Annotated in this window: 29 protein-coding genes; 15 read left to right on the forward strand and 14 right to left on the reverse strand. The window is 41.6% G+C overall.

Going from position 1 to position 22,674, the window contains the following annotated elements; translation table 11 throughout:
• Positions 1-54: 54 nt before the first annotated feature.
• The 5 genes from H6F44_RS04625 (at position 55) to H6F44_RS04645 (ending at position 4,917) form a co-directional block, all read left to right on the forward strand.
• Positions 55-495 (forward strand): hypothetical protein, encoded by a 441-nt coding sequence (locus H6F44_RS04625; protein WP_242016437.1) that lies wholly within the window; start codon positions 55-57, stop codon positions 493-495.
• A 208-nt stretch (positions 496-703) separates the two neighbouring features.
• A complete protein-coding gene (locus H6F44_RS04630; RefSeq protein ID WP_190349781.1) occupies positions 704-910 on the forward strand; it encodes a hypothetical protein in 207 nt (68 codons plus the stop codon).
• Entirely contained in the window at positions 910-1,944 is a 1,035-nt protein-coding gene (locus tag H6F44_RS04635; RefSeq protein WP_190349782.1) for a fatty acid desaturase, read from the forward strand. Before H6F44_RS04630 ends, H6F44_RS04635 begins: the two co-directional genes overlap by 1 nt.
• A gap of 111 nt (positions 1,945-2,055) precedes the next feature.
• Entirely contained in the window at positions 2,056-3,339 is a 1,284-nt protein-coding gene (locus H6F44_RS04640) for a polysaccharide pyruvyl transferase family protein (protein ID WP_190349783.1), read from the forward strand.
• A 54-nt stretch (positions 3,340-3,393) separates the two neighbouring features.
• Positions 3,394-4,917 carry a glycosyltransferase gene (locus tag H6F44_RS04645; RefSeq protein ID WP_190349784.1) on the forward strand — a complete coding sequence of 508 codons (1,524 nt, stop codon included), beginning with the start codon at positions 3,394-3,396 and terminating at the stop codon, positions 4,915-4,917.
• A 37-nt stretch (positions 4,918-4,954) separates the two neighbouring features.
• Here the strand turns inward: H6F44_RS04645 and H6F44_RS04650 are convergent, their stop codons facing one another.
• Together H6F44_RS04650 and H6F44_RS04655 are read right to left on the reverse strand one after the other, a co-directional pair.
• Complete coding sequence (locus H6F44_RS04650) at positions 4,955-6,055, reverse strand: glycosyltransferase family 4 protein (protein ID WP_190349785.1); 1,101 nt, start codon at positions 6,053-6,055, stop codon at positions 4,955-4,957.
• Complete coding sequence (locus tag H6F44_RS04655) at positions 6,055-6,279, reverse strand: prevent-host-death family protein (protein ID WP_190349786.1); 225 nt, start codon at positions 6,277-6,279, stop codon at positions 6,055-6,057. The genes H6F44_RS04650 and H6F44_RS04655 overlap by 1 nt, the downstream gene beginning before the upstream one ends.
• Positions 6,280-6,364: 85 nt before the next feature.
• On the opposite strand from H6F44_RS04655, the gene H6F44_RS04660 reads away from it, so the two are divergent.
• The 4 genes from H6F44_RS04660 (at position 6,365) to H6F44_RS04675 (ending at position 10,592) form a co-directional block, all read left to right on the forward strand.
• Positions 6,365-7,249 carry a prephenate/arogenate dehydrogenase gene (locus H6F44_RS04660; protein ID WP_190349787.1) on the forward strand — a complete coding sequence of 295 codons (885 nt, stop codon included), beginning with the start codon at positions 6,365-6,367 and terminating at the stop codon, positions 7,247-7,249.
• A gap of 336 nt (positions 7,250-7,585) precedes the next feature.
• Positions 7,586-7,819, forward strand: coding sequence for a 50S ribosomal protein L31 (gene rpmE, locus H6F44_RS04665; protein WP_190349788.1), 234 nt, complete (start codon positions 7,586-7,588; stop codon positions 7,817-7,819).
• A gap of 63 nt (positions 7,820-7,882) precedes the next feature.
• Positions 7,883-9,001, forward strand: a complete 1,119-nt coding sequence (prfA, locus tag H6F44_RS04670) for a peptide chain release factor 1 (RefSeq protein WP_190349789.1) — start codon at positions 7,883-7,885, stop codon at positions 8,999-9,001.
• Between the two features lie 103 nt (positions 9,002-9,104).
• A complete protein-coding gene (locus H6F44_RS04675; RefSeq protein WP_190349790.1) occupies positions 9,105-10,592 on the forward strand; it encodes an isochorismate synthase in 1,488 nt (495 codons plus the stop codon).
• A gap of 338 nt (positions 10,593-10,930) precedes the next feature.
• Here the strand turns inward: H6F44_RS04675 and H6F44_RS04680 are convergent, their stop codons facing one another.
• From H6F44_RS04680 to H6F44_RS04710, 7 genes are all read right to left on the reverse strand, one after another.
• The gene (locus tag H6F44_RS04680; protein WP_190349791.1) at positions 10,931-11,413 is read right to left on the reverse strand and encodes an AAC(3)-I family aminoglycoside N-acetyltransferase; all 483 of its coding nucleotides are present in this window, start codon (positions 11,411-11,413) and stop codon (positions 10,931-10,933) included.
• Between the two features lie 122 nt (positions 11,414-11,535).
• Positions 11,536-12,069, reverse strand: a complete 534-nt coding sequence (locus H6F44_RS04685; RefSeq protein ID WP_190349792.1) for a hypothetical protein — start codon at positions 12,067-12,069, stop codon at positions 11,536-11,538.
• A 177-nt stretch (positions 12,070-12,246) separates the two neighbouring features.
• The gene (locus H6F44_RS04690) at positions 12,247-12,819 is read right to left on the reverse strand and encodes a Uma2 family endonuclease (RefSeq protein ID WP_190349793.1); all 573 of its coding nucleotides are present in this window, start codon (positions 12,817-12,819) and stop codon (positions 12,247-12,249) included.
• Positions 12,820-13,036: 217 nt separating this feature from the next.
• Positions 13,037-13,438: an HNH endonuclease gene (locus H6F44_RS04695; protein WP_190349794.1), complete on the reverse strand. Its 402-nt coding sequence runs from the start codon at positions 13,436-13,438 to the stop codon at positions 13,037-13,039.
• A 4-nt stretch (positions 13,439-13,442) separates the two neighbouring features.
• The gene (locus tag H6F44_RS04700) at positions 13,443-13,796 is read right to left on the reverse strand and encodes a hypothetical protein (protein ID WP_190349795.1); all 354 of its coding nucleotides are present in this window, start codon (positions 13,794-13,796) and stop codon (positions 13,443-13,445) included.
• A gap of 150 nt (positions 13,797-13,946) precedes the next feature.
• Complete coding sequence (locus tag H6F44_RS04705) at positions 13,947-14,090, reverse strand: PIN domain-containing protein (protein ID WP_199301990.1); 144 nt, start codon at positions 14,088-14,090, stop codon at positions 13,947-13,949.
• Between the two features lie 36 nt (positions 14,091-14,126).
• Positions 14,127-14,372, reverse strand: coding sequence for a DUF2281 domain-containing protein (locus H6F44_RS04710; RefSeq protein WP_190349796.1), 246 nt, complete (start codon positions 14,370-14,372; stop codon positions 14,127-14,129).
• 230 nt (positions 14,373-14,602) lie between these two features.
• On the opposite strand from H6F44_RS04710, the gene H6F44_RS04715 reads away from it, so the two are divergent.
• Positions 14,603-14,821 carry a hypothetical protein gene (locus H6F44_RS04715; protein ID WP_190349797.1) on the forward strand — a complete coding sequence of 73 codons (219 nt, stop codon included), beginning with the start codon at positions 14,603-14,605 and terminating at the stop codon, positions 14,819-14,821.
• The gene (locus H6F44_RS04720) at positions 14,814-15,209 is read left to right on the forward strand and encodes a pepsin/retropepsin-like aspartic protease family protein (protein WP_190349798.1); all 396 of its coding nucleotides are present in this window, start codon (positions 14,814-14,816) and stop codon (positions 15,207-15,209) included. The genes H6F44_RS04715 and H6F44_RS04720 overlap by 8 nt, the downstream gene beginning before the upstream one ends.
• 108 nt (positions 15,210-15,317) lie before the next feature.
• Here H6F44_RS04720 and H6F44_RS04725 read toward each other — a convergent pair whose 3' ends face one another.
• Both H6F44_RS04725 and H6F44_RS04730 read right to left on the reverse strand, forming a co-directional pair.
• Positions 15,318-15,734 (reverse strand): putative toxin-antitoxin system toxin component, PIN family, encoded by a 417-nt coding sequence (locus tag H6F44_RS04725; RefSeq protein WP_190349799.1) that lies wholly within the window; start codon positions 15,732-15,734, stop codon positions 15,318-15,320.
• A gap of 5 nt (positions 15,735-15,739) precedes the next feature.
• On the reverse strand, positions 15,740-16,003 hold the full coding sequence (locus H6F44_RS04730) for a hypothetical protein (protein ID WP_190349800.1): 264 nt from the start codon (positions 16,001-16,003) through the stop codon (positions 15,740-15,742).
• 357 nt (positions 16,004-16,360) lie between these two features.
• Here H6F44_RS04730 and H6F44_RS23490 point away from each other — a divergent pair, with 357 nt between their 5' ends.
• The 3 genes from H6F44_RS23490 to H6F44_RS04740 all read left to right on the forward strand — a co-directional run bounded on the left by H6F44_RS23490 (position 16,361) and on the right by H6F44_RS04740 (position 17,932).
• Positions 16,361-16,495: a hypothetical protein gene (locus H6F44_RS23490; RefSeq protein ID WP_277874104.1), complete on the forward strand. Its 135-nt coding sequence runs from the start codon at positions 16,361-16,363 to the stop codon at positions 16,493-16,495.
• A 55-nt stretch (positions 16,496-16,550) separates the two neighbouring features.
• Positions 16,551-17,504: a restriction endonuclease gene (locus tag H6F44_RS04735; RefSeq protein ID WP_190349801.1), complete on the forward strand. Its 954-nt coding sequence runs from the start codon at positions 16,551-16,553 to the stop codon at positions 17,502-17,504.
• Positions 17,505-17,578: 74 nt separating this feature from the next.
• A complete protein-coding gene (locus tag H6F44_RS04740) occupies positions 17,579-17,932 on the forward strand; it encodes a hypothetical protein (RefSeq protein WP_190349802.1) in 354 nt (117 codons plus the stop codon).
• On the opposite strand, the gene H6F44_RS04745 is transcribed toward H6F44_RS04740, so the two are convergent.
• Both H6F44_RS04745 and H6F44_RS04750 read right to left on the reverse strand, forming a co-directional pair.
• Complete coding sequence (locus tag H6F44_RS04745) at positions 17,922-18,704, reverse strand: hypothetical protein (RefSeq protein ID WP_190349803.1); 783 nt, start codon at positions 18,702-18,704, stop codon at positions 17,922-17,924. The genes H6F44_RS04740 and H6F44_RS04745 overlap by 11 nt on opposite strands.
• Positions 18,705-18,921: 217 nt before the next feature.
• On the reverse strand, positions 18,922-19,476 hold the full coding sequence (locus H6F44_RS04750) for a hypothetical protein (protein ID WP_190349804.1): 555 nt from the start codon (positions 19,474-19,476) through the stop codon (positions 18,922-18,924).
• 309 nt (positions 19,477-19,785) lie between these two features.
• On the opposite strand from H6F44_RS04750, the gene H6F44_RS04755 reads away from it, so the two are divergent.
• Positions 19,786-20,754 (forward strand): hypothetical protein, encoded by a 969-nt coding sequence (locus tag H6F44_RS04755; protein ID WP_190349805.1) that lies wholly within the window; start codon positions 19,786-19,788, stop codon positions 20,752-20,754.
• A gap of 7 nt (positions 20,755-20,761) precedes the next feature.
• Here the strand turns inward: H6F44_RS04755 and H6F44_RS04760 are convergent, their stop codons facing one another.
• Positions 20,762-22,540 (reverse strand): TPM domain-containing protein, encoded by a 1,779-nt coding sequence (locus H6F44_RS04760; protein WP_190349806.1) that lies wholly within the window; start codon positions 22,538-22,540, stop codon positions 20,762-20,764.
• Between the last annotated feature and the right edge of the window lie 134 nt (positions 22,541-22,674).

The raw sequence follows: 22,674 nt of genomic DNA on the forward strand, positions 1-22,674 counted from the left end.
ATCAAACCTTAACGACTTTCCTCCCTTGGTCTTTCTGCCAACTCCTCAATAAATATGAGCCACCCATCCCATATGCGTAATCTGACCAAGCTTTGTCTAGCCTATGTCCTAGCTATTGGACTGGGCATTATTCTTGCCTGTTCACCCTTTACCTTGCCATATCCCCAAGATCAAGCGATCGCTGCCGAACGCCGTCCTGTCATTCCAGCCCATGGGCAGCCGATCCTGAGTGGCAATATTCACGGCACAGAATGGCTGAAGGCGGCTCCAGAGTCCAAACAAGCCTATTGCGAAGAGGCATTTGCAATTTTTCGGGGATCGGCCGCCCAAAGTTACATTATTAGCCACAATATCCAAAGCCTTAGCCCTCAAGGACTATGCGATCGCATCGATCAGTATTACAGCCTTGAAGAATATATTGATGATCGCCTTGGTTCTGCCGCCGCGATCGCCCCAGTACTATTTGCAGATACCCCAGTAGGCACAAAGTATTAGGTTACTGAAAGTAAAACGCAAAAAACAACTGGTAAAGCATGAATTTCGTTTAATTCAGTATAAGTACTTATCAGATCTGTTTATAGATATACAAAAATACACATCACATAGGCTAATATTTGTTTCATTACAAAAAATTTTAAAGTGCCTTAAATTTATTGTGGTGTGATCACAGCATTTTAATTTTATAAGACTCTTCAGGGAAAGTATGAGCCAACAAACTGAATCTTCATCAAAACAAACCTCAGTAAGCGTATCAGCAAAAATGTCAACAGCAAACGCCACGCCTAAAAAGCTTTACTCCGAGCAAGTACAAGCTGAACTTCAGGAGTTACAATCAGATATTGATGTTCTGTTTCAGCAATTGCAAAGCCTCAGCCGCCAACGTTTGACCACCGCAGGGAGTGTTCAGTAGTGGTTGCCATACAAAATTCCTCACACACTCTTACCTCAGAGACCACCCTCCGCGACATTATTAAAACCATCCCCACCACATATTTTGAAAAAAAGCCACTCAGGGCATGGTTTAGCGTTTTATTTTCAGTGATTGCTGCGGGGCTTGGCTATGTCAGCATTGCCTTCGCACCTTGGTATCTTATGCCCTTAGCATGGATTTTTACGGGTACAGCCCTTACAGGTTGGTTTGTAATCGGTCATGACTGCGGACATCGCTCATTTTCCAACAAGGTTTGGGTAAATGACCTAGTTGGTCATATTGCCTTTCTGCCCCTGCTTTTCCCATTTCACGGCTGGCGCTTCAAGCATGATCACCATCATCTGCACACCAACAAAATGAGTGAAGACAATGCTTGGTATCCCTTTACTATTGAGGAATACGAGCAAGGCAAGGGACTAGTTTCTAACGTATACAAACTAATTCGCACCCGCTTCTGGTGGATTGGTTCAATTATCCATTGGGGTAATCTTCACTTCAATGCCGAGCTATATCCAGAACGCCAGCGCGATCAGGTCAAATTCTCTTACAGGTTAGTCCTAGCTTTTGGCGCAGTCATTATCCCGACGTTGATCTACACGGTCGGTCTTGTGGGGTTAATCAACTTTTTCGTAATGCCTTGGCTGGTCTATCATTTCTGGATGAGTACCTTCACAATTGTGCATCACACCATGCCCGACATTGCCTTCAAAGATAAAGAGCATTGGCACGCCGCAACGGATCAATTAACAGGAACCGTCCATTGTGATTACCCTGCTTGGGTTGAATGGCTATGTCATGACATCAATGTGCATATCCCTCACCACATCTCCACAGGCATACCTTCCTATAATTTGCGTCTAGCCCATAAGTGTCTTGAAGAAAACTGGGGTGAGTATTTGTACAAGACCAAATTTTCTTGGGAACTGATGAAAGACATCGGCGATCGCTGCCATATTTACGATTCTGAGAAGTGCTACAAGACCTTTGCAGAAGTTGATGCCGCGAACAGCTAAGAAATAAGTATTTAAAATCGAAGTTGCGCCGTCCTGCGGCGCAATTTTTCTTTTAGGTAATCCTATAGAAAATCAGACGATCATTTTTACCATTCAAAACAATTTCCCCAAATGAAAATCCTTATAGAGCAGAGTGGACATCATTTGAACAATATGGGAGACGTGGCTATGTTACAGATTGCCGTGACTCGTCTCCAAAAATTATGGAACAATGTCGAAATTCATATTATTACAACCGATCCCGAACTATTAGCAAAATATTGTCCTAACACCCATCCATTTCTGCCTTCTGGTCGCAATATCTGGTCTTTTAAATATGGATCAAGAAACCCCTTTCTCAATAAAATTATCAACTACTTCTATAAATTAGGTCTAGATCAAAAGCTACGTAGGCGATCGCCTCACCTAATGAAATGGTTACTAGAATTTATTCTTAGAAAAGATCAAAAGTTCTTAGAAGAATTTCAATCATTTAATAAAATCCTCTTTAGTGCGGACTTGGTAATGGCAACTGGAGGCGGATATATTAATGATGTATTTCTTGATAATGCTAACGGAGTCATCAATACCCTCGAATTAGGAATTGCTCTGCATAAAAAGACGGCGATCGTTGGTGTTGGCTTAGGACCTTTAAAAGATGCTGATACGATCAAAAGAGCTAAGGCGGTCTTCCCTTATGTTGATGTAATTAGTCTGCGCGAAAAGAGGGCTAGTGTGCCATTGCTTCATAGCTTTGGGGTGACATCACAAAAATATATAACCACTGGTGACGATGCGATCGAATTAGTCTATCAATCGCGCACCGAAAATCTAGGCAATGGTATTGGTGTAAACCTCAGAATTTCCAATTATTCCAATCTCAACATGGAAGTAGTGATAGCTGTCAAAAACGCTCTGCACAAAGCAGTTGCAACTTATAGTTCATCACTAGTGCCAGTACCCATATCCCGACACTTAGATCCTAATGGGCTAGAAGATCCCGATAGTGTGGCTATTCAGCAGTTGATAGAGGGTTACACCGATCAACCTGATGGCGGCTGGAGCCTAGACAGTCCTACAAAAGTGATCAAAAATGCGGGATTATGCCGACTAGTCGTGACCGCAAGCTACCATGCGGCAGTTTTCGCTCTGTCTCAAGGTGTGCCAGTTGTGGGGTTGGCTAAGTCTGAATATTATGTTGATAAATTTGTGGGGTTAGCCGATCAATTTGGTGTGGGTGTTCAAGTCGTATTCTTAAATGATGGCAATATAGAAGAAACACTTTTTGCCAGGATTTGTCACCTATGGGAGCAATCTGAAAGTTTGAGACCCCAACTTTTAAATATGGCAAAGCAACAGATTGAATTAGGTCATGCAGCATACCAGCGTATATATGACTTAACAGGAAACAAGTAGATGCCTCGCTCTGCATCCCCTCTACCAACAATATCAAAATTCATTGGGTAACTTATGGAAGATCGTGTAACTTGGCTAATTCCTGTTTTGAATGGTATGCCTTATTTGCCAGAAACACTAGCTTCTATTGAAGCTCAGACCTATAAAAATTGGGAAGTCTTGGTTTGGGACAATGGCTCAACCGATGGCACGCTAGAAGAATTAGCCAAATGGATTCCCGATCGCTTGCCTGGTAAAATCTTCACAGGTGAACCCCATGGTGTGGGAGGTTCACTCAAACGTTTAGTGGAAGAATGTCAGACCGAGTTTTGCGCTCGTATTGACGCTGATGATATTAACTTTCCTGAGCGCTTAGAAAAGCAAGTTGCCTTCTTGCAGGCACATCCCGAAGTCGCAATTTTAGGCAGTCAAATGAAGTATATCGATGGAAACGGGAACATACAAAAGCCTTTATATCATGTGCCAACTAGTCATGATGACATTGTACATACCCTGTTGAAGACAAACTGTATCGGTCATCCCTCAATTATGTTTAGACGCTCGGCTATACTTCAAATTGGGAATTATAGGGAAATCCCTAATGTAGAAGATTATGATTTGTGGTTAAGGTTGGTGGTGCGGTTCCAATTCTCTAATCTTAAGGAGCCTCTGGTTTATTATCGGGTTCATCAAGATGGCACTACACAGGTGGCAATTCGGGAGAAACGGATTTCAGTGCTGACTGATAATTGTTTTAGTGACAATGCTTTGCCTCTATTTGGCTGTTTACAAAATGAAGCAAAGTTATTACGAGAGCGTAAACATCCCATGGCGATCACCGTTCTTTGGCAAATTGCCCGTCATTTACAAAAAACACAAGGTGGCAGTTTATTAGCTCGGCTTCGCTCAGCTTCCTTTATTAGTTCTAGTAAAGCTCTGATCAACCCCGATGATATTTTATCGCGCCTATCTTTGTTAGCTATTAATCTCGATAAGCCAGAGTTCTATCAGGATTTGCGAGATATTCTCAGAACAATAGTTCTGAAGATTCCACTGCTTCAGCAAGCAATTAGTAAGTTCAAGTTAAAAAAATGGATTAAGAATCACAGAAAAATTAATACTGAAATCCATTCATCGATCAAGATTTTGGGGATTGATCCACCATTTAAACTCATAGACATATCCCCCAATTGTCAATTTTCTCAAAATTTAACCATTAAATTTGCTGAATTTCAATGGTGGGAAGAGCCAAAACTAACTTTCCAGTCAGGAGTTCGTATTGGTTCTAATGTATTGATTGCGGTAAAGCGATCAATTAGTATTGGCAAAGATACTAGTATTGGCAGTGATTGTTCTATTACATCACATCTTCAAGATGAACACATATCCGAACTAGCCACTAAGGTAAATGCTTTAGTCGATGCGCCGGTTGAGATTGGTGATGGGGTTACGATCGCCAATAAAGTGACTATATTTGCAGGGGTCAAGATCGGCAAGGGGGCAGTGATTGAGTCAGAAAGTGTTGTTTGTGAAAATATTCCTGCCTATGAGGTGTGGGCAGGTGTGCCAGCTAAGTTTATCAAGATGCGCCCCCAATAGCTTTTATACAAATTCACGAAAGCGTAAGGTGAAAAGATTATTGGCAAAATTTGGCGATCGCAGCATCATAAATCTCGGTCAATTTTGCGGCATGGATGGATAACGTAAACTCCTCCTCAAATAATTGATGTCCTGCGATGCCGATCGCTTGAGATTTCTCAAAATTATGGGCTAAATCATTAATTGCGGCTGCGAGAGCCTGTTCATCGTTGGGTTTTACCAAAATTCCTGTGCGATCGCGCATATGTTCAGGAATACCGCCAACGGCACTGGCGATGATCGGGCGAAAGCGGGCATATGCTTCTAGGGTAATCAGTCCTGCTGGCTCTGGCCAAACACTAGGAAAAACCACCGCCATACTTTGATGGTAAAGATCCTCTAATTTTTCTTGATCGCACCAACCATGCCAAGTCAGGCGATCTCCAAGTTTCAATTGTTCTGCTAACTTTCGCATCCTTGGCAAATCCCAACCTTCGCCAGCAATATCTAAATGAATTTGGCTATCAACATAGGACAGCGATCGCAGGAGCCAATCTAGTCCTTTCTCAGGCACAATCCTACTGGCAAAAAGGATGCGCTGTCTTTGGTGCAGGGTTTTGGTCAATGGCTCATGGGGTGATCGCGGCGAGATAATCCCACAGCGCAGAGTTACCACTTGTTCGGGGGCAAGTCCATTAAAAATTAATTGCGATCGCACATAGTCACTATTGGCAATTACAGTAATTCCCAGTTTTTGCAGCAATTCCAAATTACTGTAGGCTCTCTGAAATCCTGCCAATATTTTTTCGGGTCGCCGACTGCCACAACCATCAACGATTTGACCCCACGTACATCCTAGATATGACATTTGGCGATCGCATATTTTTTGCGAAGCGGTTAAATATTTCGTACCACTAGGACAATAGCTATCATGGTTGTGCAAAGTGTAAACCGCAGGGCATTGTCCCGTTAAGTCCGCCAACATCGTCCCTTCATGGATATGCAGCAGGTCATATTGAGATTGATCTAAATTCGCTAAGGATGTAATCAGATGGCGATCGCCCATCTCAGGCAAAGCCGTCAATAGTCCATCTACATAGGACTTAATGCCGCCCCCTGCCAAAGCCAAACCTGCGCCACAATGGTGAACTTTATACATTACTGATTTTCCGCAGGAATACCCTTGCCTTGAGCAAACTCATCAAGTCCTTTACGAATTCCCACGATCGTCTCTAGATAGTCAATGCGATCTAAAAGCTCTTGATATGATGCAGATGGATATTGTGAAGGAGATTTAAGTGTCTTTAAAAAGCTAAATAAGTCCTCTAGTAAAGCAGATGGAGTATTATCAATTTCCTTAATTAGTAATTCTTTGATAGTCATGGCATTGATTCAGGTAAGACTTATAATCTAGTATACAGGACGAAAAATCAGAATGCGCGTGGCAGCTCTCAATAAATTTTTACCTATGAATATTGGCATTGTTGGTTTAGGTTTAATTGGTGGCTCTTTGGGGTTGGATCTGCTGTCGCTCAATCAAGAAAATCCTGCAAATAGTAATAATAACTTTGTATGGGGCATTAGCCGTAATCCTGATACTTGCCAACAAGCAGAAGCGATCGCCGCCGTGAATATTGCCAGAACTAATATCCAAGAAATTCCCGATCGCTTACTTCAGCAAACCGAGATCGTGGTCATCTGTACGCCGATCGCCGCGATTTTGCCAACTATTACCAATCTTGCCCCCCAGCTTCCCAAAGGGCTAATTTTTACGGATGTTGGCTCCGTCAAAGCGGCGATCGTGGAACCTGCTACAGCTATCTGTGCAGCCTCTGGTCAAACCTTTATTGGCAGTCACCCCATGGCAGGAACCGCCTTTCAAGGTATCCTCGCTGCCGAAAAGCAACTATTTCGCGATCGCCCCTGTGTGATTACATTTAGTGATGATGTGGCGGCTTTGGCAAAGGTGCGATCGCTGTGGCAGTTGGTGGGAATGCAAATATATGAATGTAGCGCCGCCGATCACGATCGTGCTGTCGCCATGATTAGCCATCTGCCTGTAATGATCAGCGCCGCCTTAATCCACAGTTGTCAAAGCGAAGAGAATCCGCAAGTATTGCAACTTGCCCAAAATCTAGCTAGTTCAGGCTTCCGCGATACTAGTCGCGTTGGTGGCGGCAATCCTGAATTAGGGCGGTTTATGGCGGAATATAATCAGTTAGCTCTACTAAAAGCATTGCAAAATTATCAGCAATCTCTGCAAGAAATCATTGCACTTGTGGAAAATAGCCAATGGCAAGAATTAGAGTCTTTATTAACTAACACTCAAAGCGATCGGGCTAATTTTTTGTAATTAGGAATTAGGAATTAGGAATTAGGAATTAGGAATTAGGAATTAGGAATTAGGAATTACGAATTATGAATTACGAATTATGAATTAGCAGTTGTGGCAGTTTTTAAATGACTAACCTACGGAGCAACACAGAAAATGTAATGGCAATTCATGAATTGCCATTACATTTTTTGTGTTGCTCTCAACTGAAAACCGCTATAGGAATTACGAATTACTGCTCTAAATTCGTAATTCGTAATTTACATCACAGATTATCACTGTAAATTCGTAATTCGTAATTCGTAATTTCTATGCTAGACTAGAAAAGCTAAATTTCTGATTTTTATACCTAAGACTATGCCTAGATCTGGAATTCATCCAAAATGGTATCCCGAAGCAAAGGTAGTTTGCAACGGTGAAGTGGTTGCTACCATCGGTTCAACTCAGCCCGAAATTAACGTTGATGTATGGTCAGGGAATCACCCTTTCTATACGGGTACACAAAAGATTATCGATACGGAAGGTCGTGTGGAACGCTTCTTGCGTAAGTACGGAATGTTTGACGAAGCCGCAGCTAAGGACGAAAAGTAGGATTGGGGCTAATCCCTGCAATCTATTTCCGTTTTTATATTCCTTCTTGATAACGCCAAATCCATGCCTGCTGCTTATCTAATCAAAAAGCTCGAATCTGTTGAGCAAACTTTCAATGAACTGACTCGTCGGATGGGTGATCCTGACGTGGCAACCGATCACGGCGAGTTTCAGCGCATTGCTAGGGTGCGTGCATCTCTAGAAGAAACTGTACTTACCTACGAATCCTTTCAGAAAGCTGAGCAAGACTATAAAGAAGCCCAAGAAATCCTCAAGGATGCCGAAAGCGATCCTGAAATGAAAGAGATGGCAGCTTTGGAAGTTGAGGAACTAGCAGCCAAGCTTGAAGAATTAGAAAAGAAATTGCAAGTCCTCCTACTGCCGCAAGATCCCAATGATGATAAGAACATCATGTTGGAAATTCGGGCGGGTACGGGGGGCGATGAGGCTGGTATTTGGGCAGGGGACTTGGTGCGTCTCTATACACGCTATGCCGAGCGTCAGGGCTGGCGCGTGAAAATGGTCAGCGAAACCCTTGCGGAAATGGGCGGTTTTAAAGAGGCGATCATTGAGGTGCAGGGCGATCGCGTTTATAGCAAATTAAAGTTTGAGTCGGGAGTACACCGAGTTCAGCGCGTACCCGCAACGGAGTCGCAAGGGCGCGTGCATACTTCTACCGCGACAGTGGCGATTATGCCTGAAGTGGATGAGGTGGAGGTGCATATTGATCCGAAGGATATTGAAATGTCTACGGCGCGATCGGGTGGCGCAGGTGGACAAAACGTCAATAAGGTGGAGACGGCGGCGGATTTATTTCACAAGCCAACGGGTATTAGAATTTTTTGTACTGAGGAGCGATCGCAGTTACAAAACAAAGAAAGGGCAATGCAGATCCTGCGAGCTAAGCTCTATGAGATCAAAATGCGTGAGCAGCAAGCCGAGATTACATCCATGCGGCGATCGCAGGTGGGTACAGGCTCCCGTTCCGAAAAAATTCGTACCTATAATTACAAAGACAGTCGTCTCACGGAGCATCGTCTAGGTCAAAATTTCACATTGCAGCCAGTTTTAGAAGGCGACCTAGAGGATGTAATTCAAAGCTGTATTTCTAAGGATCAGCAAGAACGTTTACAGGAATTGGCAACAGCAACGGGTGACGGGCTAGACAACCTGATTTCCTAGGCAATTTGCCCCTAGATCATACAAATTTCTTAGATAAAAGCAGAAAATGGCTATGGTATTTTCTGCTTTGGTATATTGCTGACGACTGCTATAAAATATAGTCATGCAACTTCGTCAGAGTATCACCTACAGCCACCGCGATTCTAAATCTCTGTACGATGGGATTACAAGGGCGATCGCCAATGCCCAGAATGTGGGAGCGGCAGTTTTATTCAGCTATTCCCAAGATTGGGACTGTGCCAATCCCTTACTATTATTGGCAAGCAAAGCTGATAGTCAGCAACCTAAATTTTATTGGGAAGAAGCTAATGCTGATTTGATCTTGGCGGCGGCGGGGACAGTGGCGGAGATTGCGATCGCCAATCAAGATGGGGGAGATCGCTTTGACTTGGCAAAAAAATTTATCGAAAACCACCTCGATTTGGCGATTAGTGCCGATGATGGCAATGTGAATTTGTCCGCATCGGCGATTCATGTATTGGGCGCATTTTCCTTTTATGAAAATACTGGCGATGCCTGTGCCGATCTTCCTGATTTCTGTGAGTATCGCACTGAAATAGAGTTTCCCAGTCTATTATTCTTTATTCCCCGATGGTTATTGCGCCATAGTTCCTCCTCCTGCATTTTGACCATTAACGATCAAATTCAGCCTTGGGATGAGGTGGATGCAGTATTGGCACGTTTAGAACATTGGCGATCGCATTTGCAAGCAACATCCTATTACCAGTCGCCAACATTGCATGAGATTAGCCAAATCAAGGAAGTGCAAGGTCGGCAAGGATGGACTGAAATAGTCGAGAGGGCTTTGCAGTTGATCCATCAAGGGCATTTTCAGAAAGTGGTGCTGGCAAGGGCGATCGATGTGTTAGCCAACCGTGCCTTTGATCCTTTTCAAATTCTCCATGTCTTGCGGTGCGAATATCCTGAGTGTATTTCTTTTTTATTAGATTGTGGTATGGGTAAGACTTTTTTGGGGGCAACTCCTGAGATCGTGTTGCAATTTAAGGCACAGGGCGATCGCCTGAGGTTACGCAGTGATGCCCTTGCAGGCTCCATCGGACGCGGTAAGACATTGCAGGAGGATCGTCTTCTTGCCGAACAGTTACTGCATAGTGAGAAGGATCGGCGCGAACATCAGTTTGTGATTCGTTCCATTTGCGATCGCCTGCAAACCATGGGGGCAAATATCGATCCGCAGGTAAATACAAAATTACTAAAACTATCCAATGTCCAACATCTGCATACACCGATTACTGCGGAAATTTATAATTCCAATTGGCTAATGATTCTCGATATTTTGCAACAGTTACATCCTACGGCGGCGGTCGGTGGTGTCCCAAGGGATCGCGCTGTTTGCTTTATGCAACAATGGGAAGCCTGCGATCGCGGTTGGTATGCGGCTCCCATTGGTTGGTTAAATGGCAATGGCGAAGGAACCTTTGGCGTGGGCATTCGTTCTGGCTATATTCAAGGTGATCGGGCGAGGATTTTTGCAGGGGCAGGGATTGTGGCAAATTCACAGGTAGAAAATGAGCAGAGTGAAACCACAATCAAGTTTGCTGCATTACTGAAGGCTTTGGGGGCGCTCTAAGATAATGCTAAAGTTACCAGAATTAAAATTGTTGAGATTTTGGTCGGTGTTTGTCAGTAGCACGATTGTTTTGGGACTGCTCTTAGGAGTCAGACAATTTAGGGGACTGCAACAATTAGAGTGATTAGTGTTTGACCAGATGATGCGATCGCGTCCAGACCAATTAACTGCTCCCAGATTATCGTCCGTACCAAGGTGAAAACCGCGATAATAGCGGGAATAGTCAATAATATCGGGATCGTAGAAATCTTGGGACTTATTTTCGCGATTTGAGGAGTTCGGCGATCGCTATTCCCATAAGTCGTAATTTTTAGGCGATCGCATCAACAATCGAGCTTCTAAAGGCGATCGCTGTTATCGTCAATAGCAATATCAAAATGAAGCACATCTTCACGCACACCAAGCTTTGTATAGAGTGCGATCGCAGGGTCATCGCCGAGGTCAGCCTGTACGTAAATAACGTAGGCTGCTCGCTCGACAGCAATCTTCTTTAATTCCTGAATTAAGGCTGTGGCAATTCCTTCACGTCGATGATCTGCGGCAACCGCCAGATCGTAAATATAGATTTCACTGCGCTCTTGTTCAAATTTCTGAAGTTCGTAAGCAGCGAGACCTCCAACGACTGCTCCATTTTTTAAAGCCGCAAGTGTAATGAAATAATCGCTACTTAGTAAACGCTTAAGATATGACGCGCTTGGACGAGACGAGCTATAGGTATCAAAATCTTCAAAAGCTTCACCAAAGACAGCCAATAGTTCTTCCATAAGTGTCAAGTCATTGGCGGAAAGCTGGCAAATACTATATGGTTTAGAAAATGTCATTAGGAAAATTACTCCAGATTTTGTGTTAGGTCAATCCCGATCGCACCAACAATGTCAATACAGCCAGAATCCAAGCGGATTGTTACATAGATTGCAATGAAGCTTAATCCAAAATTCTTGGTTTAGGATGAAATTAGTGCGGTCTTCATTTTCTTCGCTCGCCCCGAAACTGATTTTCTGGAATCATGAGCTAATCTTTCCAAATGTGGTAATAACCATTCCTTTAATATCGAGTCATTCTTTGCCCATTTGCTTAAGGTTTCCATTGTATTGTTCAGAACGATCCAATCGGTGTAAGTTTCAAGATTTTTTTGAAGAATATTCTTTGCTTTGTTTCTCTGTGTATTTGACATGAAAACTGAAAGAGTCTGAAATAAGTTGGCTAGAGTCCATTGAGCAGAAGGCTGATTAATATCTGATATTTCAGAGATAAGTTTGTCAATATACGGAATAAGCCATTCAGGATTTTCTAAGGATATTCTCTTGATAGCATTAGACGTGCGAAGTCGAACAATTTCATCAGCACTGAAATAACAATTGTATAAATCCAAAAGTCTTGTGGAATTAGCTAATACCATGTCAACTACTTCAATTGTTCTACCGAGAGAGTTTGGATGTCCTCCCGAAAGCATTTCTTCAAAAGATTCACTTGTCATATCTGATTTCCCTTTGAACTAAGGCTGATTTTCCTTAAATATTGTAGGCTATCCATTAGAGGTCGCAATTACTATGAGTCATGATTTCTAGCCGATCGCCCCAACAATCTATCTCCGTAAAGCCGATCGCTATTACTATGAGTCGTGATTTCTAGGCGATCGCACCAACAATTATACTCAAAGCGATCGCAAGTCTAAACTAAACTCAGGCAAAACATCCTCACCAGATAACAGATCGGGATTATTGAGAACTTCCACCACCTGATTTTGACGATAAATCTCGACAATATTTGCCCTGCGATCTAGCAACCAACCTAACCTCGCGCCATTTTCGATATATTCCAGCATCTTCGCTTGAGTCTCCTTGCGCGTATCCGTTTGTGACATCAACTCCAACACAAAATCAGGCGTAATCGGTGGAAACTTTTCCTTGTGAGAATCGGTTAATGCATCCCAACGCTCTAAACTAATCCACGACACATCAGGCGAACGATTCGCATTATTCGGCAACTTAAAGCAAGTCGATGAATCAAATACCTTGCCAAGCTTCAAGCGATTATTCCAAATCCAAAACTGAGCAATCAAACCCGCATTATAAATTCCCGTTTCGCCACCTGTCGGAGCCAAAATAATTACCTCACCTCTAGAATTACGCTCAAACTTGACATCAGGATTTGCTAGACATAGATCGTAAAACCGATCATCAGCGATTTTGGCGATCGCCTCAAGATTTAAAGTTACCGTATTCATACTTTTAATTTGGAAATACAATCATATTGAAATCTTAGCAAAAAAAGAAATGTAAAGTATAATGACAATTAATGAATTACTACTGCCGACAAATTCTCCAAATCAAGCGATCGCCCCAACAATCTATCTTCTAAAGGCGATCACTATTACCATGAATCACAATTTCTAAGCGATCGCCTCAATTATCTATCTGTTAAAGGGTTTGTAGGCGAAATAGTTATGGAAATAAACCCAAACGAACCCATAATTTTCGAGCAGCTACTTGAGCAACACTGTTCATCTTTAAATTTTCCACAGTGACCTTTCCAATCGCAGTAATTCCCATAACCATACCAACTTCCATCTCAATTTGAAAATGTTCACTCCACAAATTTTGTCTGGGGTTAAAAAATTGAATTTCTTCATTTGAATCAGAATCAATAGCGCTGATACAAGTCCCCTTACGAAGATTACAAGACCTACAGGCAAGAGCTAGATTTGATTCTTCATTTGTACCTTGTCGAAATAGAGGAATGATATGCTCAACCTCGAATGGAAAGTTAAAAACTAGTTCTGGAGCATGGCAATATTCACAACAATGGTTAGCACGTTCCGCGATCGCACTGTAATATGGGTTCATTGGTTTAGTACTGCATCAAAGCGTTTGTCCGTGCAGTTGCCGCCTGTAATTCAGCATCAACTAAAGCGTCTAGTTCTGCTTGTTGATCCAGTAGCAATGTTGCTCCGCAATCGCGGGCTACTCGCCATAAATCCATCAATTCCGACAGTCGCTTTTGCTGATTTGCACTGAAAAATAGGTCGGGATTAAAGTTTTGAATAACAAGTAGCGCACCAAATTCTGATTCAGCTAATTGAGCAGTTAAACCATCCAGAGCTTGCCCAGCAGTTTTTCCAATCCACTGCTTGTCGCCAGCGATCGCTCGATAAGATTTTTCGCCGCTAACACCTGATATTGGCAAGATTGATATTGTAGTCATTTTTCTAACCAAAAGATCTCTTACTTTCTCGTATTATAGCTTTAAGGGATCTAAGCTGATCGCTATTATCATGAGTCATAATTTCTAGGCGATCGCATCAAAAAATTATCTTTTCAAAGTGATCGCTATTACTCTCTTTATGCAATTTGTTTAGAGATGGTATAGCTTGAGATTTTCAATAAAGCGAAAGTATTTGATATTGAGTGTGTACAGTTCTAGGTCGTTGGCTAAGGCTGTAGCGGCAATCAGGGCATCGGGAATTGTGAGCTTATGGCTTAGAGAGTAGTTTGCCATGAGTTAAATGAATTGCTCTGAGATAGGATATTGGTATCACACAAAATCATTATTTTTTTCACCCCATGCGTCTTTGCGAATGTTGTCTAAAGTGATATCCTTCCCTTCCCAAATCCCCGCTAGTGCGAAAAAGTCTTGATTTTGCTCAAGAGTTGTTTCAGGTTGTTTTTTTTGTTGTCGATGAGCTTGAAATTCGAGAAATTCTATATATTCAATAACTTTATTGCGTTGTTCGTGGGGGAATTGTTGAATTTTTTGGATGGCAGTTTCTAGGGTTAACATGGGCTTCTCCTTGCTATGGAGTACTTTGAGATCATATCATTTCTGGGTTGGGTATATAGTGCTTCAGTGCAGGTTACTGCGATCGCTATTACCATGAGTCATGATTTCTAGGCGATCACATCAAAAATTTATCTTTTCAAAGCGATCGCTATTATTGTTAGTCGTGATTTATAGGCGATCGCATTAACGATATATACATTATTATAAGTATAGGTTTTGGAGTTTAAAATATGTCTCTCGCTGAATTACTTCCCTTGGTGAATAATTTGAGTCAGCTAGATAAATTGTCACTCATCAAACTTCTAGCCGCACAAGTCCCAGATGCTGAGTTACAAGTTATCTTTTCTGCTTCAGAGTATCCAGTTTCCTCGCCATACGACTCAGTAGAAGCTGCAAATATTCTAATGCAGATGATTCGGGATGACCAAAAGGTAGCTAATCATGCGTAATACGTTCGAGTTTCCCTTTTCTGTCGATGAAGCATTACCCATGATTCCGATAATTTTGAGTTATGCAAACTTTTCTGTCTCCGCAAATGCATTGTTAGATAGTGGCTCTACCGTCAATCTTTTACCTTATGACATTGGGCTACGATTGGGGGCGATTTGGGAGGAACAGACTGTGCGCTTACCATTAGCTGGAAATCTTGCAAAGGTTGAAGCAAGGGGTTTATTTGTAGATGTTCAAATTGGGAGTCTGGAACCAGTTCGCCTAGCATTTGCTTGGACGCAAGCTGCTCATGTGCCACTAATTCTTGGGCAAACAAACTTTTTTCGAGAATTTGATGTCTGTTTTCAGCGATCGCGACACATGATCGAAATTACTCGTTTCCACTAAACGTTTATCATCAAATGCACATGCTCAGTAGCATGAATCGTAATTTCTAGCCGATCTCCTAAACAATCATCTACTAAAGCCGATCGCAATTACCATGAGTCATGATTTCTAGGCGATCGCTATTGCATCCAAAAATAAACGGGGAGTCAATATTTGAGTGCCATGATAGTACTTAATAGAAAGTAAATGATTGTCCAAAGAAATAAGGTAATCAGCTTTTGTTTCAAAAACTGCCGCCAAAAATTTATTGTCATCTGGATCAATTTCATCTAATCTAGTAGCCTCATAAGCACCAGAGATATGCAGAGAAATTTCACCGATTACGCTAACTAATTCCTCAATAGTTTCTTCAGGCACTCCAAGCTGTAATAGTTTTAATACGAGTTCTTGAAGTAGCTGAGGAGCCATAATCAGAGTAAACCTGCTTTGCTGCCAAGCTTGTAAAACTAGGTGTGGTGAGCTTAATTGAGATTTAGATAGTAGAGCAGAAACAAATACTGAAGTGTCAATAACAACTTTTAACATCTTGTTTATAAATGCTGCTCGGTTGTTGCTACACTTTCAGAAATTCTATTGCGAATAGATTCAAATTCTGCCCAAATTTCTGATGATGATCGCTTTGGCTTGGATAGCGCAGTATTTAATCCTTTTTGGATAATCGCTTCCGCCTTGCTTAACTGCCCAACATCGTGAGTCAATGGAGTTTCTAAAAAATACAAAAAACTAAGCACCTTCTCCAGATAAGACTCAGGGATGCGATCAAGTTCTTGAATAATTTGCTCTTTAATAGTCATAGCTATAGGCTGTATCACTAAAAACATTCTACATCAAAGACACTACTTCAATTTTTGGAAAGTAGGAGATGTTAGCGGTGGTGTGATTGTGGCGATCGCTATTACCATGAGTCTTGATTTCAAGCCGATCGCCCCAACAATCTATCTGCTAAAGGCGATCGCTACTACCATAAGTCATGATTTCTAGCCGATCGCCTAAACAATCATCTACTAAAGCCGATCGCTATTACCATGAGTCATAATTTCTAGGCGATCGCATCAACAATCTATCTTTTCAAGGAGATCGCTACTACCATGAGTCATGATTTCTAGGCGATCGCCCCAACAATCCATCTCCTAAAGCCGATCGCTATTACCATGAGTCATGATTTCAAGGCGATCGCACCAACAATCCATCTCCTAAAGGCGATCGCTATTACCATGAGTCTTGATTTCAAGCCGATCGCCTCAACAATCATCTCCACAAAAGCGATCAGCTTTTACAATCAGTAAGATGATCACTTATAGTAAGTAATACAATTGTTGGGTTAATAGGTATGTTAGTTAAATGGACAATTTTTATCCTTATATTCTAATAGACGGAGAAATTTTAGAGATTGATGGTAAGCCAGTTGTTGATGTAGGGAAACTAACCCTTAACGAGTGGATTCAAGCGTGCAGTAATAATAATGTCTATACTCCTAATTATAAGTTCCCAACTGACGCTCATAAGATGGAGTATATATCCACAATTCATGAGCGCTCAGATAAAGATTTTCGAGATTTACTTCGACAGTTCCTTATAGAACCCACTACTTTTCCAACGGATCTTGATGGGCTTGAATATCGTTTAATATATCGTCCCGATCTAATGCTTGAGTTTGATCGGCGAATATTAAATGGAGAGCCTGCGTGGGAAGGAATAACTTGGATTTTAGATTTACTACCAGATGAGCCTGAATCAGTTTTGGAGGTAGTTAGGACATACTTCTATACTCATGCCCAACTTTTACCTGATGGTCGGCGCGTAGGAATTTCAGATGCAATGTCTCTTATACGAGCAAGATATTTAAGCATTCCTCAAACTTCAGATGAAATTCACAAAATGCTTCTTAAGCTTGGTGATAGGAGATTTGAAATTTTAGTAGCTAAACTTTATGAAAGAATGGGTTACGAAGTAGAATTAACTCGACGCAGCAAAGATGACGGTGCTGATATGGTTTGCTATAGAACTGATCCTGGAAGAAGGGAACTGTTAATAGGTCAATGTAAGTGTTATACAGGGAATGTAGGTTTGAAGCATTTCAAAGAGTTATTAGGTACTGTTACAGATAGAAAAGCTACTAAAGGAGTTTTAGTAACACCAGGCAAATTCACTAAACCAGCTATTGAAAAGGCAGATAGTAATCCAAGCATAGAACTTTTAGGGGGACTAGAGCTTCAAAGTTTACTCGCACAGCATTTAGGTTCCCGTTGGATAATAAATTTAGATCGTTTAACTATAGAAAGCACTAAAAACTAGAATTACAGAAATTTGTTAGAATAAGGATGCTTCATATCCTTAATTGCTTCACCATCATAAAAGTAGGCAAATAAATGTTCAATACACGAAAAACAAAAATCGGGATTCAATTACAAAATGAGCGCCGAGCATGGGAAGATTTTCAGCTAAAGTTTTCAAGAGTTCATACTTTAATTGATGCTAAAAAGCTTGTGAAACAATTACAAGTACAAAAGCATGAAACGTCAGGGCGTAAATACTATGCAAATCTAAATTTTTTCCTTGAATCATTTAATGTACCTTCTGGCTCTAGCTATAGTGAACGGTTAAATTATATCCAATTCATTCAACGCTTAAATGAATCAGATACTTCTAAAGTAGGGAAAGTGGAAGAGATACTCAAAGCACTACAAAAATCCCTAGATGGGCATTCATTGCCTACTTTTTAAACTCGGAAGATTTGATCCCTCTACAGCAGGGATCATCGCTCCTCCACGGGGTATCTCCTTGAACAATAGTTTCATCAATACCATAAGGTTGACTATCTTGGCGGCTTACGACAATTGACCAACAATCCTGACATAGATTTGCGATTTTACTTACAAAAGAGTTATAGATGGGAGCGGATGAAGGAATTGAAACATAATTTGAGGGATTAGACTTGACAACTGAAACCAAACTTTCAGCATAAATTGCTAAGCTTATTTGATCCGATTTAGATAGTTTTTTCCATCCTGACTGAGGAATAACGATTCTAACGACAGGTATAGCAGTAGCTTCTCCAGCAGTTTGATGAATCCCATTAAGACTTCTAAAAACTTCTCCCCCACGGATAATCTGAGTGTTTTGCAATTTCACTTGCGCTTGTTCCAATCGACTGGCATTCTGTTGGGCATTAGTTAATCTTTTTTTATATTCCATTACTCTTTGTTTTGCGGCTTTATAATTTGAGCTTGACGTAGATTCATATTCCATGAAATTAATTGCAGATTGCCATTCTGCTTCCACCTGTCTCCATTCACTTGCAGATTTTGCTGTTTGAGCAAGCTTTGCTGCATTAGTAGCCTTATTTACTCCACCAGCAAAATAATCAACCTGTTTTGTTGGAGATTCAGCAGTAATTGGAGAGATTGAGGTATCTGTAGGTGAAGACTGGCTTGTGTTTTGACTGGAACAACTAACTAAAAGTAGCAAGATAATTAAGATGGCTGGACATTTCATAAGAGCAGCAAATTACAGATAAAATTTATTTGATTAAAAATTGGAAGCTAGGAATAAGCTTTTGACCATTGCCCCACAGAGCACTTTAAAGAATGCACGGAAATTTTAAAACTATTGCAGTTTGAGTATATACACAAGTATTCAAACAATAAAGTGCTATCAGATTTAAGCAAAAAATAGGTAAAAGCTAATCAAATTTTACCGTAAGCTAGTTTGTCTAACCGCCAGTGAAGAAAACGCATTTTGCGCCAGTCTCACGTTTTACCTTGTCTTTGTAGTCTCCATAAGACATTCCTCTAGGAACAGATGATTCAGGTATATATAGGCAATTAGGATCTTTAGTCTGTACAGATGGCGTGGTTGGGGCTGTTGATGTCGTGGGCGCACATCTTGAAAGAAGTCCTAAAACTATAAGTATGAGAACTAAAGCAGATCCACCAATAAGTGTTTCCTTGGGCGTATTAGCTATGTTTCCATCACTGTTAATTGAGCTAGAGTTAGACCACTCTTGCTTTTCTTCAACACGCCCAACAAGCATAAATTGAGTAAATACTCCTTTCAAATCTTTTGAGGATAATCTAAGAAACAGTCGAAGAGATTCCCACACAGAATCATAATTAGGCTGTTGTTCTTGAGTTGTAGCCGAACGATTCAATGTTACTTTTAGTAAATCATCTATAGCTTCAACTTTTACAGAGAGTTTTTGAGCCTGTGGTAGTGCCTGAATTTTACTTTGGAGAGACTGTAGTACGGGATTGACAGGTAGATTCATATAACATTCAGATGATTTTGATAGCCATTGTAGCCCATTCTCGCAATAACTGCTGTAGTAGGACTATAGCAACAGCAATTCTCATTATGAAAAACTAGGTCTTTGAAGTGGCGATCTCTGTTTGATTTTTGTAAAGTGGCGATCGCTATTACTGTGAGTCGTGATTTTTAGGCGATCGCCCCAACAATCTATCTCCTAAAGGCGATCGCACTTACCGTAAATCTCGATTTATAAGGCGATAGATCGCATCCTGATAGCGGCGTGGGATATAGTGAAGTTCAGGAGAGTCGAGATTACGGATTCTATATTATGAGCGATCGCACAGATCAGAGTTCATCGCAAGCATGGCAATTAGGGCAAGACACGATTCTTCAGCTACTAACCGAGCTTGACCAAGCATCTCAAACTCAACGTGATTGGGATTGGATGTGGCGCGATCATGCAAGTCTCGGTCCCATCTGTTTAAAGATCTTTGTGGACAGAACATCTGCTGAACTAAAAGAGTGGTTTGCCGATATCATCACCAGACGCATACCTCAAAATAACTTCTATCCATGCTTGTACAGCAATCAATCTGCGAACGCTCAAGAACTAAGCATTCATTTTGAGGATTTAGCAATCACGGAACTATCCGCAAGTGAATTTTATCAATGTGTTGAGGAGTTACAAACTCAGCGTCAAGGGCGATTGCCTCAGGTATACTGCCCTGACAAAGATTGTAGCTATGTGGCTAAATCAAGTGATATCCGCACTGGGTGGATAGTTTTGCGCGATGGTCTGTTTTCCTTGGATCGTAGCTTCCACACACCCAAGTTCGATCAGCAATCAATCGATGCAATGCTCTTGACGGCAATTATGGCGGGAGAGTTGGGAGAGATTTCTTGGGATCTATTTGATAGTGATTATATTTACTTTGAAGCCACAGGAGAAGGGTTGGAGTCTCTGAGAAACTATCTTGACCCTAATTCCGATGCCGATCGCCTGCGGCAAGAATTCTCTCGACTGCTGTTTCGTCATGATGTCGAGGCATCATCAGCAAATAATGTTCAGGAAGCTGCTGCACTAATTAACCAACATTTTCAAGTTCCCCTGACTGAATTAGATGCGATCGCGAATTTAGAAGCTTGGCTTCGCACAACCGCGATTTCCCAACTGCCGCGCTATGTTACCGTCGAACTGCCCAGAAGACTGGGAAGCACCTATAGGGAAGACCCAAACTATGGGCGGATTATTTCCGCGAATTCTCGTATTCTATGGCGATGGTCGTTTGGTGGATAATGTTCCTCTACCAATCACTACCCGCGCCTCCACCATCACTACTACCGCCGCCAAAATCACTACCAAAATCATTAGAGGAACTTCCATAATCACTACTATAGGAACTGTCATAGCTACTAGAATCATTACTGGAACTACTATAGCTAGAATCCCTAGAACTATAATTGCTGGAATCACTGGTAGCCATAATTGCGGGTTCGCGTTGATCGTAAGCAAAGACACAGCCACAAAAATGACAGCTATAGACCGTTTGCTTTACTAGGCGCGTAGAGGTAACTTTTTCTTTTTGTTGGCGATCGCTCTTTTTGCTATTTTTGTTATTCTTAGGTGATTCGATCGCTCTCTCAACGGTTTGCTCAGAAACATCAACTGCATAGGATTTACAATGGGCGCAAACACTGGCGCTACTATCAATACGCTGAACTAGATAAACCTGTTCTCGCGTAATAGGTAAAGCAAGTTCAGCCTCTCGCCATCCCCGAAATTCTAATTTCCCTAGCGATCGCGCCGAAATTTCCTTTGGAGTTAGTACAGTTTCGATCTCTTGATCTGTAAGTTCTTGTGGAGTCTTGCCTGTGCGATCGCTACGATAATCCCGTTGACGTTTGAAACTTAAATAAGGATTGATCAAAGTTGCCCAAGCAAATGCAGCTATAGTCGAGACTAAGAACATGACGATAATTCCATTTTCACTCCAAGCTGTCGTCATGATAAAGCCAAAAGAGCCACTCAAAAATGCAAGCAATCCTGCTACCAACAGAGATAATCCAACTGAGAGCCAAGGCAAATCACGGGAAATAATCCGACTAACCAACAGACCCCAAAGCCACCCCACACTGCCAGCCATTCCGAAGACAAACCAAGTCAGGCGATCGCTTTGCCAAAATTCTGCTTCAGGATACATCAAGACAAATTGCCAAAATCCATAGATTAATCCAATTCCCAATATCCATCCACCTGCCAAGATATTGATAGCTAAGCTAGGGATTTTCTCGTCAGGGCGATCGCTTTTGACGGGGTAAACTTTAGCAATTAAAGCAGGAAATGAATAGGAAGCCAATAGTTGAGAAGATGAAAACGCATCGGTATTAAATCCTTGTGTGGGGATGAGTATTTGCACTGGAGTGAAGCTTAGGTTCATCACTTCCACTGTACTGAAAAGCGCCCAACCTGGGCCACCGATCGCAATCAGCCAAGGAATCCACAGGAAAATCTTCGGCATCCAGTCTGGGAAAATTGTGCTAGGGAGTCGCGATTCTAAGCGTTGAGCGATCGCATTTACGCCCTGAGTAATTCCCGTAGCATATTGCTGCTGCTGAAATGAAGGCACGATCTCTTGCTGAATCAAATCGCTAACTTCGCGATCTGGCAAGACCTCACCCAATCCTTTGCCAGTAATGACTTCAATACGCCGATCGCTTTTGCTGACGAATAGCAACACTCCATTATTAGTCTCTTTCTTACCGATGCCCAAGGCATTAAATAGCTTTAAGGCAAACGCACGAGGAGATTGCTCGATTTCTATTTTTGGGATGGTGGCGATCGCTAATTCAGCGCTGGTTCTACCAACTAATTTGTTAATACGAAGATTCAACTTTAATTCTGTTTGCCAATCCAACAAATCAGCGTGATCGTAAATCCACTGCTGTTTGACCTCCTTTTGTTGTGGATTAACCCAATCATCAATCGATTGAGCGATCGCAAGTGGTTGAACTAGCAGTATGACTATCAAAACTATGCCAATTAATAAACCTAGATTTTGATAAAAGCTTTTGGAAAATGACATATTTTATAAATTTAGAAATTTTTATAATTTTTGATATCAGGCACTGGTTCCGCCCAATGAGGAGCAGAAAGTCTTATTCAGCAAGGAGTGTAGGAATCTGTTGTCAAAGCTGGTTAACGTGGTTTTTGAGCAAA

The sequence above is a fragment of the Pseudanabaena cinerea FACHB-1277 genome, assembly GCF_014696345.1.
Taxonomy (GTDB): domain Bacteria; phylum Cyanobacteriota; class Cyanobacteriia; order Pseudanabaenales; family Pseudanabaenaceae; genus Pseudanabaena; species Pseudanabaena cinerea.

Excerpts from the sequence above, each read along its gene's own strand:
- H6F44_RS04750 (WP_190349804.1), bottom strand. The coding sequence starts at position 19,476 with ATGAATCTACCTGTCAATCCCGTACTACAGTCTCTCCAAAGTAAAATT.
- H6F44_RS04625 (WP_242016437.1), top strand. The coding sequence starts at position 55 with ATGAGCCACCCATCCCATATGCGTAATCTGACCAAGCTTTGTCTAGCC.
- H6F44_RS04685 (WP_190349792.1), bottom strand. The coding sequence starts at position 12,069 with ATGACAAGTGAATCTTTTGAAGAAATGCTTTCGGGAGGACATCCAAAC.
- H6F44_RS04645 (WP_190349784.1), top strand. The coding sequence starts at position 3,394 with ATGGAAGATCGTGTAACTTGGCTAATTCCTGTTTTGAATGGTATGCCT.
- H6F44_RS04675 (WP_190349790.1), top strand. The coding sequence starts at position 9,105 with ATGCAACTTCGTCAGAGTATCACCTACAGCCACCGCGATTCTAAATCT.
- H6F44_RS04760 (WP_190349806.1), bottom strand. The coding sequence starts at position 22,540 with ATGTCATTTTCCAAAAGCTTTTATCAAAATCTAGGTTTATTAATTGGC.
- H6F44_RS04745 (WP_190349803.1), bottom strand. The coding sequence starts at position 18,704 with ATGAAATGTCCAGCCATCTTAATTATCTTGCTACTTTTAGTTAGTTGT.
- H6F44_RS04630 (WP_190349781.1), top strand. The coding sequence starts at position 704 with ATGAGCCAACAAACTGAATCTTCATCAAAACAAACCTCAGTAAGCGTA.
- H6F44_RS04650 (WP_190349785.1), bottom strand. The coding sequence starts at position 6,055 with ATGTATAAAGTTCACCATTGTGGCGCAGGTTTGGCTTTGGCAGGGGGC.
- H6F44_RS04740 (WP_190349802.1), top strand. The coding sequence starts at position 17,579 with ATGTTCAATACACGAAAAACAAAAATCGGGATTCAATTACAAAATGAG.
- H6F44_RS04640 (WP_190349783.1), top strand. The coding sequence starts at position 2,056 with ATGAAAATCCTTATAGAGCAGAGTGGACATCATTTGAACAATATGGGA.
- H6F44_RS04700 (WP_190349795.1), bottom strand. The coding sequence starts at position 13,796 with ATGACTACAATATCAATCTTGCCAATATCAGGTGTTAGCGGCGAAAAA.
- H6F44_RS04730 (WP_190349800.1), bottom strand. The coding sequence starts at position 16,003 with ATGACTATTAAAGAGCAAATTATTCAAGAACTTGATCGCATCCCTGAG.
- H6F44_RS04695 (WP_190349794.1), bottom strand. The coding sequence starts at position 13,438 with ATGAACCCATATTACAGTGCGATCGCGGAACGTGCTAACCATTGTTGT.
- H6F44_RS04715 (WP_190349797.1), top strand. The coding sequence starts at position 14,603 with ATGTCTCTCGCTGAATTACTTCCCTTGGTGAATAATTTGAGTCAGCTA.
- H6F44_RS04735 (WP_190349801.1), top strand. The coding sequence starts at position 16,551 with ATGGACAATTTTTATCCTTATATTCTAATAGACGGAGAAATTTTAGAG.
- rpmE (WP_190349788.1), top strand. The coding sequence starts at position 7,586 with ATGCCTAGATCTGGAATTCATCCAAAATGGTATCCCGAAGCAAAGGTA.
- H6F44_RS04655 (WP_190349786.1), bottom strand. The coding sequence starts at position 6,279 with ATGACTATCAAAGAATTACTAATTAAGGAAATTGATAATACTCCATCT.
- H6F44_RS04705 (WP_199301990.1), bottom strand. The coding sequence starts at position 14,090 with ATGGCAAACTACTCTCTAAGCCATAAGCTCACAATTCCCGATGCCCTG.
- H6F44_RS04690 (WP_190349793.1), bottom strand. The coding sequence starts at position 12,819 with ATGAATACGGTAACTTTAAATCTTGAGGCGATCGCCAAAATCGCTGAT.
- H6F44_RS04720 (WP_190349798.1), top strand. The coding sequence starts at position 14,814 with ATGCGTAATACGTTCGAGTTTCCCTTTTCTGTCGATGAAGCATTACCC.
- H6F44_RS23490 (WP_277874104.1), top strand. The coding sequence starts at position 16,361 with ATGAGTCATGATTTCAAGGCGATCGCACCAACAATCCATCTCCTAAAG.
- H6F44_RS04660 (WP_190349787.1), top strand. The coding sequence starts at position 6,365 with ATGAATATTGGCATTGTTGGTTTAGGTTTAATTGGTGGCTCTTTGGGG.
- H6F44_RS04710 (WP_190349796.1), bottom strand. The coding sequence starts at position 14,372 with ATGTTAACCCTAGAAACTGCCATCCAAAAAATTCAACAATTCCCCCAC.
- prfA (WP_190349789.1), top strand. The coding sequence starts at position 7,883 with ATGCCTGCTGCTTATCTAATCAAAAAGCTCGAATCTGTTGAGCAAACT.
- H6F44_RS04680 (WP_190349791.1), bottom strand. The coding sequence starts at position 11,413 with ATGACATTTTCTAAACCATATAGTATTTGCCAGCTTTCCGCCAATGAC.
- H6F44_RS04725 (WP_190349799.1), bottom strand. The coding sequence starts at position 15,734 with ATGTTAAAAGTTGTTATTGACACTTCAGTATTTGTTTCTGCTCTACTA.
- H6F44_RS04755 (WP_190349805.1), top strand. The coding sequence starts at position 19,786 with ATGAGCGATCGCACAGATCAGAGTTCATCGCAAGCATGGCAATTAGGG.